The organism is Pseudoprevotella muciniphila (assembly GCF_003265305.2).
Classification (GTDB): domain Bacteria; phylum Bacteroidota; class Bacteroidia; order Bacteroidales; family Bacteroidaceae; genus Alloprevotella; species Alloprevotella muciniphila.
Genome location: NZ_CP033459.1, coordinates 547629 through 560227, shown reverse-complemented (window position 1 = coordinate 560227; position 12599 = coordinate 547629). Strand labels below are relative to the sequence as shown.

General features: G+C 46.0%; 9 protein-coding genes. 8 read left to right on the top strand and 1 reads right to left on the bottom strand.

The features are described from left to right. Positions 1-17 precede the first annotated feature (17 nt). From C7Y71_RS02310 to C7Y71_RS02275, 8 genes are all read left to right on the top strand, one after another. Positions 18-1013 carry a vWA domain-containing protein gene (locus C7Y71_RS02310; RefSeq protein WP_111898912.1) on the top strand — a complete coding sequence of 332 codons (996 nt, stop codon included), beginning with the start codon at positions 18-20 and terminating at the stop codon, positions 1011-1013. A 22-nt stretch (positions 1014-1035) separates the two neighbouring features. Continuing rightward, complete coding sequence (locus tag C7Y71_RS02305) at positions 1036-2049, top strand: vWA domain-containing protein (RefSeq protein ID WP_111898911.1); 1014 nt, start codon at positions 1036-1038, stop codon at positions 2047-2049. A gap of 46 nt (positions 2050-2095) precedes the next feature. Continuing rightward, entirely contained in the window at positions 2096-2809 is a 714-nt protein-coding gene (locus C7Y71_RS02300) for a tetratricopeptide repeat protein (protein WP_193215946.1), read from the top strand. A gap of 31 nt (positions 2810-2840) precedes the next feature. Beyond that, positions 2841-4724, top strand: coding sequence for a BatD family protein (locus tag C7Y71_RS02295; protein WP_193215945.1), 1884 nt, complete (start codon positions 2841-2843; stop codon positions 4722-4724). Then, positions 4721-5461, top strand: coding sequence for a tetratricopeptide repeat protein (locus tag C7Y71_RS02290; protein WP_111898908.1), 741 nt, complete (start codon positions 4721-4723; stop codon positions 5459-5461). The genes C7Y71_RS02295 and C7Y71_RS02290 overlap by 4 nt, the downstream gene beginning before the upstream one ends. Before the next feature lie 25 nt (positions 5462-5486). Further along, positions 5487-7445, top strand: coding sequence for a fructose-1,6-bisphosphatase (locus C7Y71_RS02285; RefSeq protein WP_111898907.1), 1959 nt, complete (start codon positions 5487-5489; stop codon positions 7443-7445). 29 nt (positions 7446-7474) lie between these two features. Further along, positions 7475-8713 carry an L-serine ammonia-lyase, iron-sulfur-dependent, subunit alpha gene (locus C7Y71_RS02280; RefSeq protein WP_111898906.1) on the top strand — a complete coding sequence of 413 codons (1239 nt, stop codon included), beginning with the start codon at positions 7475-7477 and terminating at the stop codon, positions 8711-8713. Positions 8714-8822: 109 nt separating this feature from the next. Beyond that, positions 8823-9794, top strand: a complete 972-nt coding sequence (locus C7Y71_RS02275) for an ROK family protein (RefSeq protein WP_111898905.1) — start codon at positions 8823-8825, stop codon at positions 9792-9794. Positions 9795-9873: 79 nt separating this feature from the next. On the opposite strand, the gene C7Y71_RS02270 is transcribed toward C7Y71_RS02275, so the two are convergent. Continuing rightward, complete coding sequence (locus C7Y71_RS02270; protein ID WP_111898904.1) at positions 9874-11700, bottom strand: S9 family peptidase; 1827 nt, start codon at positions 11698-11700, stop codon at positions 9874-9876. Positions 11701-12599: the final 899 nt, after the last annotated feature.

The following is a 12599-nucleotide window of genomic DNA, read 5'->3' as shown; positions in this document are numbered from 1 at the left end:
TAAAAAGTGCATAAATAGTGACACTCGCCAATCCTATATATCTGTTATTGTTACTGCTCCTCATCCCTATGGTGTGGTGGCACTTCTCACGTCTCAGGAAGCATGAGCCGACCATAAAAATGGCAACAACCGCGCCATTCAGGAAACTTCCGGTAACGATGAAAACCATGCTCGTGCATCTGCCTTTCTTCCTGAGAATGCTTGTCTTCATACTCATCGTCATAGTCCTGGCACGACCACAAACGAGAAATGCTATATCGAAAAACGAGCAGGAAGGCATTGATATTATGTTGGCAATGGACATCTCTGTCAGTATGTTGCACCAAGACCTTACGCCCGACAGAATAACGGCGGCAAAGAATGTGGCAACAGAATTTATCTCAAACAGGCCAAACGACAACATCGGTCTGACTCTCTTCGGAGGCGAGGCGTTCACACAATGCCCGCTGACCACCGACCATGCAGCCTTGCTCAGTCTTCTCGTCAGGGTGAATTGCAACCTGCAGCGCCAAGGTGTCATCGCGCCGGGCACGGCAATAGGCATGGGAATAGCCAATGCCGTTACTCATCTCGAAAGAAGCCATACGAAAAGCAAAGTGGTCATACTGCTGACCGACGGGGAAAACAATACCGGCAACATCTCACCACTCACGGCTACGGAAATGGCGAAAAACCTCGGAATAAGAATATATGTCATTTCGGTAGGTGTGCCGGGATACGAAAACCAGTCAAATACAGAACCTCTCGACAATGACACAACAGCCAATGGGGTGAACAATACAAACACGCTTGAAGAAATCGCTGCACAGACGGGAGGACTGTATTATTCAGCTCAAAGCACTGATGAATTGAGTGAAATATATAAAGATATAGACCAACTGGAAAAGTCGAAACTGACAACAACGAACTACAACAAGCGATACGAAGCCTATCAACTCTTCGGGCTCGTGGCACTCATCATCTTTACGCTCGAAATGCTCTTGAGGCTGACGTGGCTCAGAAGACTTCCATAACAGACTATTCTCAACAGATAATATGTTTAGATTTGCAAATCCGGAATACCTCTACGCACTCCTGCTGATACCCGCCTTCATCGTGGTATGGCTGCTTACACTCTTCGCCTATCGTAAACGCATGAAACGATTCGGAGAGCGCAAACTCGTGCACGGACTCGTGGAGGAATATTCAAGAAAAAGATACATCACCAAGTTTGCACTCATGACGTCGGCATTAGCCATGATAGTTCTCATGATGGCGAGGCCACAGTTCGGAATGCAGACAACAAAGGATACAAAAAAAGGAATAGAAGCCATTTTCGTGGTGGACGTTTCCAACTCAATGCTGGCGCGTGATGTACAGCCTTCAAGGCTCGAAAAGGCTAAGATTCTTGCAACAACCATCATTGACAGAATGCAGAACGACAAAGTAGGACTAATCGTGTTTGCAGGAGAAGCCTATCCGCAACTGCCTATAACGAACGACCTCGTTTCGGCAAGGATGTTCCTCGATGCCATAACCACAGACATGGTGAGCATACAGGGTACGAATCTCGCTGCGGCTATATCGTTGGCAAACAATAGTTTTACTGCAAACAAAAGAGTAGGAAAAGCAATAGTTGTCATTACCGATGGAGAAAACCATGAGGAAAATGCATTAGAAGCAGCAAAGGAAGCCGCAGACGATAACCGTAACGTCTATGTCCTCGGAATAGGAAGCACAGAAGGTTCACCCATACCGCAAGGTGACGGCCCAATGACCGACAACAACGGACAGGTCGTGGTCACGGCATTAAACGAGGAAATCTGTAAGCAAGTGGCAAAGGAAGGCAACGGAAAGTACATACACGTGGACAACTCAAACAACGCCCTTCAACAGTTGCAAAACGAAATAGATAAGTTGCAGCACGATACGGCAATAACTGCATACGACACCTACAACGAGCAGTTCATCGCCTTCGCAATTCTGGCACTTTTCTTCATCGTTGCAGAATTTCTCATCTTTGAGACAAAAAATCCATTCTACAGAAAATTCAGATTGTTTACGAAATAAAACACAAGATATAATGAAATTCGCTGTCAAAAATATATGTCTTTGTATGGTGCTTGGATTGCTGTCTGTTTCAGCATCTGCACAAACTGCTTTCTGGAAATCCGTCAGACAGGGCAACAGGGCTTTCAGGTCAGGAGATTTCGACAAGGCGGAAAAAATATATCATCAGGCACTCGCAAAAGATACGGCAAACCCATATATCCTTTACAATCTGGGAAATGTAAATTTCTCAAAAAACAACACCGAGGATGCGCAAAGATATTTGCAAAATGCTGCAAAAAGCAATAAGCAGCCTTCAACTGAAAAAACTCAACTTCTGAAGGCATACGCTAACCACAATCTGGGGGTAATCCATCAAATGCAGGCAGGAAAGGAAAAGGACAAGAAGCAAGAAGAGTTACAACAAGCCATAGAGTATTACAAAGAGGCGCTGAGAAACAATCCTTCAGATGAAGACACACGTTATAACCTTGCACTTTGTCAGTATCAGTTGAAAAAGGAACAGCAGAATCAGCAGAACCAACAGGAGCAGCAAAATCAGCAAAACAAGAACGAAAATAAAGATCAAGATAAAGACAAGCAAGACCAGAAACAGGACCAGCAACAAAACCAAAACGAACAAAGGAATAATCCGGAAAAGCAACCTGTCAGCCCACAAACGCAGCAAATGATGAACCTGTCGAGGCAGGAGGAGCAGAAAACACGCGACAAACTTAACAAAATACCACGCGGAAGGACAGGGCTCGAAAAGAATTGGTAACACGAAATGGTGGTACTACAAACTGATGATTATGCCGAACAAACTGATAACGATATACACTACAGCAGAAACGCATAGCAATGCAATAACGCGGTCTGTGCCGATGAGTGTCAGAAGGCTTCTCTTAGTCCTGTTGACTCTATTGACACCACTCTCTTCATATACCCAGTCCATAAGTGTTCAGGCACCGGAGAGGGTGGGGAAAAATCAAGATTTTTCCATAGTCTATACGGTGAGGAATGCTAACGTGGAAAGTTTCTCTGCGCCGCATGTGCCGGCAGGATTGACTGTCGTAGGTGGTCCTTCCCGACAAGAGGAATCGAGCACGAGTATCATCAATGGTAATGTAAGTAGTAGTCGCTCAGTGTCATATATAATCTATCTCGTTGCCACTGCTGCAGGGACCTATAACATACCACCGGCAAATTTCAATATACAGGGACACCTCGTGCAGACCAAAAGTCTGTCCATAAAAGTGGACAACTCGGCTGCAAATCAAAGTCCGGCGCAGACACCACATTCTATGCAGCAGGGCATGTTCCCGCCTTCGGCAATGCCACCGTCTTCTTCCTTAAGTTCGGAAGTGACGGAGCGAGATCTCTATTTCACTGTAACGGCGAGCCAAACGACTGTTTATGAACAGCAGGCGGTGTTACTCACTTACCGGTTCTATTGCGGAAAGAATCTGGGGCTGAGTGTGGGTACCGGACAAACGCCCGACTTCAAGGATATGGTTACCATCGATATAGAAAATGAAAGCAAAACCCCGGATGTTACACAAGAAAATATCGGAGGCAGACCATTCAAGACAGGCATAGTAAAGAGAACACTTATCTTCCCTCAAAAGACAGGCACCATAACCATACCGGGTATCACATTCCAATGCCAAGTGCAACCGGCAGATCCGTTCGGAGCATTCTTCTCAACACCAAGTGTGCTGGAGCGAAAAGTAAAGGACATACAAATCAATGTGCAACCCCTGCCACAACGTCCTGTTGCTTTCGGAGGGGCTGTCGGACAACTTCAGGCAAAGGCTGAAATTGTAGGTGGTCCCCCAAAGACAAATGAACTTGGCACCTATCGGTTAACTATATCCGGTGTTGGCAATCTGAAACTGATTACACCGCCAAAAATCAATTTCCCGAAATCCTTCGAGACATACGAACCGCGCATCACGGACAACTCTAAGGCAGATGATGCGGGCTGCACAGGAAACGTGGTATTTGAATACCGGTTCGTGCCCAGAGAAGTGGGGAATTTTACCATACCTGAAACGCCCTTTGTCTATTTCGACCCCGCAGACAAGACCTACCACACTATTGCTTTGCAGGCTATCCCGCTCAATATCAAGCAGGGAGAACGTTCGGCAAGCGAGGTGGATAAGGAGTTGGAACTGATGCGTAGCGACATCATATCAGAACCGCAGGACGAGCCTAAGCACCTGCTGCCAAAATGGGGCTCACCGCTCTACATCTTCCTTCTTCTGGCAATCATCGCAGCATTCGTATGGGTCTATAAATGGCTTGGCAAGAATCTGGAAATACGTAGTGATGCAGAAGGCTGGAGAAGACGGAAATCGGGGAAGAAAGCGTCTGTCAGACTAAGAAAAGCCGAGCAATTACTAAACGAAAAAGACGATATCTTCTGCGCTGAAATTCTCAAAGCATTCAAAGTGTATATTGCAGAACACTACAACATTGGCGTGGGCGAAATCAGTAAGCAGAAAATAGAAGACCTTCTGACTGAAGACAACGTGGAACCAGCGCTCAGAAGCGAGTTGCTGGGTATGCTCGATGAATGTGAACAAGTGCGCTTTTCGGGTGTTATTTCGAACATCACGAAGGATGAAATGCTCCTGAAGGCGAATGACATCATGAACAAATTGATAAACGCAAATAAAAACGGTAAGCAATGAAAAAACTACTCACTATATTAGCGTTTATAACTGCAGTTGTGGCAGTAGCACAAACCAAAGAAACGGGTGATTCCGCACTTGCAGCAAAGAATTATGAAAAAGCAATAGAAATCTACGAGAAAGTGCTGAAAACAGCACCAACTACGGCTGCATACACTAATCTGGGCAATGCATACTATCGTAACAAAAATATGCCCAAAGCCATACTCAATTATCAGCGAGCGTTGAAAGTCGATGCGTCAAACGATGTGGCAGACTTCAATCTTCGGGTGTGCAATGCAAAATTGCAGGACAGATTTGGTGAACCGGAGGGGCTTTTCTTTATCACGTGGCTGTCTGAAGTTATCTCGTCAAAGAGTTCCAGGGCATGGGGAGGATGGGCTATAGTAGCACTGGTGCTTATGCTGATATCCTTTGCAGGTTACAGATTATTATCAAGCGTCAGATGGAGAAAAACTGCGTTCTTTTCCATGATTTTCTTTACAATAATGCTGCTGACATTCAACGTATTCGCTGCAATGCAGGCGCACGAGGCTTCAAATACGCAAAAGGCTGTCCTGATGAAGGATGAGAAAGTGTACGACAGTCCGTCAACCCAAGCAAAGGTGCAGAATAATCTTCACGAAGGGGTTACTGTCATCTTGCTGACAGAAAAAAACAAAGAAGGCTTTATCCTTGTACGTCTCCCGGATGAAAAGGAAGGGTGGTTGCACGCTGAAGCCATCGAAAAAGTATGAACTCACAACATCAACTGATATAACCATGAAAGATAATTTGAGGTATCTCCGACTCCTGGCGAGTCAATTTCCTACGATATCATCAGTTACAAGCGAAATCATCAATCTGGAGGCCATCTTGCGGCTTCCAAAACCGACAGAGCATTTCATGGCAGACCTGCATGGAGCGAATGCGGCATTCCAGCATGTGCTCAGAAATGCGTCGGGAAACATCAAAAGGAAGGTGAAGGAACGCTTTCAGAATGAATTGAAAGAAGAAGAGATAAAAGAACTCTGCACACTTATTTACTATCCGGAAGAAAAACTTGAAATAATCAAGCAGAAAGAGGATAATCTTGATGAATTCTATGAACTGACGCTCAACAGGCTGATACCGCTTTGTCGGGATATGTCTTCGAAATATACGAGGTCAAAGGTAAGAAAAAGTCTGCCGGAGGATTTTGCATATATAATAGAGGAATTACTACACGAAAGCAGCGATAGCCACAACAAACAGCACTATTACAACGGTATCGTCAAGACAATCATAGAAACAAGGTGTGCTGACCAATTCATCACAGCAATGTGCTATCTCATTCAGCGACTTGCATTCGACCAACTCCACATTCTTGGCGACATCTTTGACAGAGGACCGGGTGCACATCTCATTCTTGATAACCTGTCCAACTACCGCCACATCGACATACAGTGGGGAAACCACGATATGCTCTGGATGGGTGCAGCCGCCGGAAATCTGGCTTGCATAGCCACAGTGTTGCGACTGTCACTCAGGTATGCCAACACACGTACACTCGAAGACGGATACGGCATCAGCCTCATGTCGCTGGCTACATTCGCCATGGAAACTTATGCAGACGACCCCTGCGAAGCCTTCATTCCAAGAACTGAATCCATAGGAAGAAAACTCTCCGAGAAGGACCTTCGCCTTCTCTCACAGATGCACAAGGCTATTTCTGTCATCGGTTTCAAACTTGAAGGGCAACTCTACAAGGCACATCCGGAATGGGGTATGCAAAACAGAAACCTACTTGAGAAAATCAATTTCCAAAACAATACGGTAGAAGTCGATGGCATTTCTTATCAACTGACGGACACTTTCCTTCCAACGGTAAATCCTGATAATCCCTGCCAACTCTCTGACGGAGAGGCTATGATGATGCGACGGCTGAGGCATAGTTTCGAAATGAGCGACAGACTCAGAAAACACATCAGTTACCTTCTCAGAAAAGGTGCAATGTATGGTATCTACAATTCAAATTTGCTCTTCCATGCATCAGTGCCGCTCAACGAAGACGGAACGCTGAAACAAGTGGTTGTGGATGGAGAAAAAGTTGCGGGGAAAACGCTTATGCAGCGAGTGGAACAGATGGTAAGATTGGCTTTTGACCATCAGGCAACTAAACAGGAAAGAAAAAAAGGTGCTGACTACATCTGGTATCTGTGGTGTGGACCTGATAGTCCGCTGTTCGATAAATCAAAAATGGCTACCTTCGAAAGGTATTTCATAGCAGAAAAGCAACCACACGAAGAAATAAAGGGAAACTATTACAAATTGCGGAACGATGAAACAGTCTGCGACAGAATCCTAGATAATTTCGGAGTCGTGGGCGAACATAAGCATATCATTAACGGGCATGTTCCGGTTCATGTCAGTCAAGGCGAAAATCCAATCAAGGCTAACGGAAAACTAATGGTCATTGATGGCGGATTTGCCGCGCCATTCCACGAAACAACAGGTATCGCAGGATACACGCTCGTTTACCATAGCCGCGGATTCGAACTCGTACAACACGAGCCTTTCTCATCAACAGCCGATGCCATAGAACGTGGAATAGACATCAGATCAACCACACAGATTGTAGAAATGACAGGGCACAGGAAAATGGTGGCTGATACTGATAAAGGCGCAGAACTAAGACTTCAGATACAAGATCTCAAACAACTCCTCGATGCTTACCGCAAGGGCATTATAAAGGGAAAATAACCCAACAATTCAAAACACGGACACCGACAATGAAATCATTAAAAGAACTCTTCAGAATAGGATACGGTCCCAGCAGTTCACACACCATGGGCCCCAGAAAAGCCGCGGAAATTTTCCGCTCAAAACACCCTGAATGTAGCAGGTTTCAAGTTACACTCTATGGTTCACTCGCTGCAACAGGAAAAGGACACTTAACGGATCAAGCCATCATCGATACGCTTGGAGAAGAACGCACCACAATAGTATGGAAATCGGAAATAGTCCCCGAATTCCATCCCAACGGAATGCTCTTCGAGGCGGTACGCGACGATGGAACAGCATACGACCAGTGGAAAGTCTACAGTGTTGGAGGCGGTGCACTTCAAGAAGAAGGCACAAACTATCTGGAACATGTCGAGACTCCTGATGTCTATGAACTGGACAGTATGTCAGAAATAGCAAGATGGTGCGACGAAAGAGGAATGTCCTACTGGGAGTACGTCAACTACAGCGAGGGGCCCGAAATATGGGACTATCTTACCGAGGTGTGGGAGGTTATGAAGTCGTGTGTTGACAGAGGTCTTCACCACGAAGGGGTGCTGCCTGGCGACCTGCATCTCAAGCGAAAGGCACCACACTATTATGTAAAAGCCATGGGGTACAGCCCCAACCTGCAAACGCGGGGACTCGTCTTTGCCTACGCACTCGCAGTAAGCGAAGAAAACGCATCAGGTGGGAAAGTGGTAACGGCACCAACTTGCGGTAGTTCCGGAGTAGTGCCCGGAGTGCTTTATCACATACAGACCAGTCGCAACTTTTCGGACGCACGAATGATTCACGCCCTTGCCACAGCCGGTCTCGTCGGTAATGTAGCAAAAACACGCGGTAGCATCAGCGGTGCAGAGGCGGGATGTCAGGCTGAAGTGGGAGTGGCTTGCGCCATGGCGGCGGCGGCAGCAAACTATGTGTTCGGAGGATCGCTCGCTGCAACGGAATATGCAGCAGAAATGGGACTTGAACACCACCTCGGCATGACATGCGACCCCGTATGCGGACTTGTGCAGATTCCTTGCATCGAACGAAATGCTCATGCTGCAGCGCGAGCGCTCGATGCCAATATCTATGCCACACTCGCAGAGGGAGTGCATCGCGTTTCTTTCGACAAAACGGTAGCCGTGATGAAGAATACAGGCAAGGACATACCGTCGCTCTATCGTGAGACATCTGAAGGAGGGCTTGCCAAAGAAATGTCTATCCTCGACAAGGATTTCGGAAAAATCACACTCTGAAAGAAATTTCCTAAACTTTTTAGCGACAATCAACTCTAATAAAACAGAATTGTGTAATTTTGAACATTCAAAAGAAAGAATAAATCGAAAACCATAAAAAACAAAAAGCATGCACCAACAAACTATCGAAAAGCCTTATGTAATAGGTCTCGACATGGGTGGAACAAACTCCGTCTTCGGCATCGTCGACCAAAGAGGAACCATCGTGGCACAAACAGTTATCTCAACAAAAGCATATCCCGATGTAAATGACTACGTAAAAGCGGCAGTGGAGGCTTTACAGCCATGCATTGAAGAGGTAGGCGGCATAGACAAAATAAAAGGTATGGGTATCGGAGCGCCAAACGGCAACTATTATACCGGCAATATCGAATATGCAGCAAACCTGATTTGGGAAGGTGTAGTGCCCATCGGTAAACTATTTGAAGAAGCGCTCGGCGTTCCTTGTCGTGTAACGAACGATGCTAATGCAGCAGCGCTCGGCGAAATGACATACGGCGTGGCAAGAGGTATGAAAAACTTCATCATGATTACGCTCGGCACCGGTGTAGGAAGCGGTATCGTTGTAGATGGAAAAGTTGTTTACGGCAGTGATGGCTTTGCAGGAGAACTCGGACATGCCATAGTGGACCGTTCTGCAGAAGCACGCTCTTGTGGCTGCGGACGTGCAGGATGTCTTGAAACGTACTGTTCTGCAACAGGTGTGGCAAGAACTGCAAGAATTATGCTCGAAAAGAGCGATAAACCAAGCCCGTTGCGCGACATCGACCCGGAGAAGATCACATCTCTCGACGTTTACAATGCTGCAGAGCAAGGTTGTGAAATTGCAAAGGAAATCTTTGAATATACTGGAACAATACTCGGAAAAGCTTGTGCTAACTATGCTCTGTTCAATGCGCCAGAGGCTTTCGTGTTCTTCGGTGGACTTACAAAGGCAGGACATTGGATTATGGATCCCATCGCAAAGGCTTATGACGATGACATCCTTAATATCTACAAAGGACAGGCAAAACTCCTGGTCAGCACGCTCAAGGGCAGTGAAGCCGGAGTGCTTGGTGCAAGCGCACTCGGATGGGAATAAACCTGACTGAAAATTATAACGAAAAAAGTAGAGTCTGTTAGGCTCTACTTTTTTCTGTCTCTAAGCCTTTATTTACCCTTTACCCAAGGTGCTTGCTGAAGAACCGTTCCATGGCACGATAGAAGTCGAAGCGGTTTTCCTGATTGGAGAAGCCGTGTCCTTCATTGTCTTTTACCATGTATTCCACCTCTATACCACGCTCACGCAAGGCGGCTACCATCTGGTCGCTTTCAGCCTTGTTTACACGGGGATCATTAGCGCCTTGAGCCACCAATAGTGGCACTTTAATCTTGTCTGCATGGAGCGCAGGACTATAGGCTGCCATCATCTCCTTGTCCTTCACTGGGTCGCCAACTTGTTCGTACATCATCTCGAGCATGGGCTTCCAGTAGGGTGGTATCGTCTGCATAAACGTAAACAGGTTTGAAACACCGACGTAATCTACCGCGCAACAGTAAAGGTCAGGCGTGAATGTCACACCCGCCAAAGCTGCGTAACCGCCAAAACTACCGCCATATATGGCAATGCGCTTCGGGTCGGCTATGCCTTCCGACTTCAGCCATTCCACACCGTCTGTGATGTCGTTCTGAATGTCCTGCCCCCATTGCTTATAGCCCGCTTCCATGAATTTACGTCCGTAGCCCGAAGAACTCCTGAAATTCATCTCAAACACGGCATAGCCACGATTGCAAAGGAACTGTACCTCTGACGAGAATCCCCAATGGTCGCGCGTCCAAGGTCCGCCGTGAGGGTGAACCACAACTGGCAGATTCTTCGCATTTTCAAGTGTGTAGCCATGCGGTAGTGAAAGGTAAGCCTCTATCGTCCAGCCGTCGCGCGATGTATAACTCACGGGATGCATCGCCACCATCTCCTCTTCCTTTATCCAAGGTGCAGTGTCGGCAATCTTCCTGAACTCGTCTTTCAGAGAATCGTAAAAGTAATAAGTACCGCGTGTTCGGTCGCTACCTACTAAGAGTAAATACTTCTCTTCAGTCTTGTCGCAACCTGCCACACCTACGCGGTAGCCTGGGAAATGGCTTTCGATATGTTCGCGGAATTTGCGTTCGTTCTCGTCGAAATAGTGTCTGTAAGGACGGTCGTGTCCATAGTAGGAGGCAGAAAGCAGTTTTTTGTGGCGCCGGGAATATGCCATGCTGGAGATGTCGTAGCGGTCGTTCTGATAAAGCACTTCTTTTTCTTCACAGGTGGAAGGATTCATCAGAACTAAAACTGTTTTATCTCTGCCTAAGTTTGTAGCGGCATACACATCACGGTTATCTGCCGTAAAACCGAGGAAACTCACGCTTTCCTTAAAGTTCGTGGTAAGCACGGGACGGAAACCTTCTGCCTCAGTATCACGATAGAGTAACTGCGTATTCACCCCGTCAACGATGGCGAGTGCCACGCGAAGTTTCCCGTCGTGGTCCGTCATCCAGCCCTGAATGTTACCCGGGTTCTCTGCCACCATCTCAATCTCGCCAGTGCGCAGGTTGAGGCGGTAAACGTCGAAAATCTCGGGAATACGCTTGTTCATCTGAATCAGTATCTCGTCAGGAACGTCCTCCAGTTCATCCACGATGAAAACCCTCACACCATCGAAAGGCGTATAGCAACGCAGGTCGCTGCCGTCAAGGTTCACGCCATACAAATGGAAATTCTCATCGCCACCGTCATCTTTCACAAAAAGTATGCGCTCGTTGTCAGCCCACATATAGCCACCCACACTGCGCTCTGTCTCAGAAGTAAGCCGGAACGCCGCACCCGTACCGTCCGTCCGCTCCACAAAGATATTCATGCGGTCCTTATACGGTGCTGCGTACGCAATATGCACCCCGTCAGGCGAAAGTTGAAACCCCGTGCGCTCACTGTTCCTGAAAAAATCTTCTAAAGGTATCTGTCTCATATATGTAATAGGTTAATCAACTTACATTATGCAAATAATTTGCCAAACTAAGCGTTCCAAAATACTATTGCGAAAAAATAAATCAAAAAATGAAGAAGTCGCCTAAAGGCGAGAAATCGTGCAAATCTTCATAAATCATACAAAAATAATTATCTGAAAATCAATTTGTTAGATTTGAATAGATTTGTGTGATTTCTGCGCGACAGCACACTCATTTCATTATGATTTACTTTCACTAAGGGAGTGCCCTGACGGGCAGAAATTAAAGAAAATAGATTCAAAATTAAAGAAAATTCATGGTCACTCGAGCTCTGCTCGCTTGCCCATGTAAGAATTCATGATAATTCATGGTAATTCATGTAAGCTTCCCAATACATTAAGACATAGATAACTGTCATAAAAATCCGTGTAATCGCCCAGCGAAGCGACGGCTGAAATTCAATATTCAACGACAATGTTCGTGTAATTCTTGCTTTGCAAGCGAGTAAACTCGACTACAGTGTCCTCCGCGTTCCAATATAAGCTACGAAAGAAATCCCGATATAAATGAAAACGGGTGCGTTTAGCGCACCCGAAAGTTCTTAAAAAACACCAGCCTCCACGTGGGACACTCGCATCTTCCACTAAGCATCGCTACTTAGGGCATATGGAACTTTTGTTTGCAAATATAAGCATTTTATTTAATCTCGCTGCATACGTAGAGAAACTTGAGTTATTAATTAATTTATGGTGTCAAAATTGAAAGAGTTGCCTAAAGGCGAGAAATCCTGCAAATCTTTACAAATTACACAAACAAGGTAATCGTTTGAAATTCAATTTGTTAGATTTGGACAGATTTGTAAGATTTCTGCGCGACAGCGCACTCAATATGATTCACATTCAGACAAATGGAAAATAAA